The organism is Streptomyces sp. JW3, from assembly GCF_052216785.1.
Classification (GTDB): Bacteria; Actinomycetota; Actinomycetes; order Streptomycetales; family Streptomycetaceae; genus Streptomyces.
The window spans coordinates 1-856 of sequence record NZ_JBQOUX010000248.1 but is presented as its reverse complement, the minus strand read 5'-3'; the positions used below and the strand labels follow the sequence as shown (position 1 = coordinate 856).

Below are 856 nucleotides of genomic sequence, written 5' to 3'. Positions count from 1 at the left end.
CCAACCCCACCTCCAACGCGCCCCGCACCCCCCACGACACCCCCAGCACCCAACCCCCCGGCCGCAACCGCCCCGCCCCCCACCGCAACCCCCAAGACGACCAACCCGCACCCACCACCCCCCACCCCGCACACCCCGACACCTGGCACCACCTACGCCCCCACACCCCAGCCGCCACCCTCCACACCGAACGCTACGACCCCTACACCAACCCCCACACCAACCCACCCCGCCCCGGCACCCTCGCCGGCACCACCACCCTCATCCGCGCCCACATCCGCCGCATCCAAACACCCACCGGCCAATGGGTCCGCGACCACACCCTCAACCTCCCCGTCACCACCACCAACCCCCACCACACCACCCAACTCCAAACACGCCTCAAACAACTCACCAACACCCACCTCAACAACCGCTACACCCTCCCCACCTCCGGCGACCAATTCCACCTCACCATCAACCTCATCAACGACCCCACCCACCCCGAAACCATCACCCTCACCCACACCCCCAACCCCACCCGCCCCAACCAACGACACCTCGACCTGGGCCACACCGACACCCAACTCCTCCACGAACTCCTCCACTACCTCGGCCTCCCCGACGAACAACAAGACAACGACCACCTCTTCCGCAACCACCCCCACACCACCGCCACCCACACCAACGGCCTCATGGCCACCACCACCCCCACCACCCCCATCCCCCACCGCTACCTCACCACCATCGAAACCATCACCGACACCAACACCCCACTCCACCACCTCCCTCCCAACACCCCCACCCCCACCGACCCCGACACCACCCCCCTCCCCGCCACCCAACCCCCCACCTGGCCCACCTCACACGCACCCAC

Annotated in this window: 1 pseudogene; it reads left to right on the top strand. The window is 68.3% G+C overall.

The annotated features are described in order from the left end of the window. Positions 1-856: pseudogene (locus ACTT8P_RS38340) on the top strand (hypothetical protein); the annotation flags it as partial.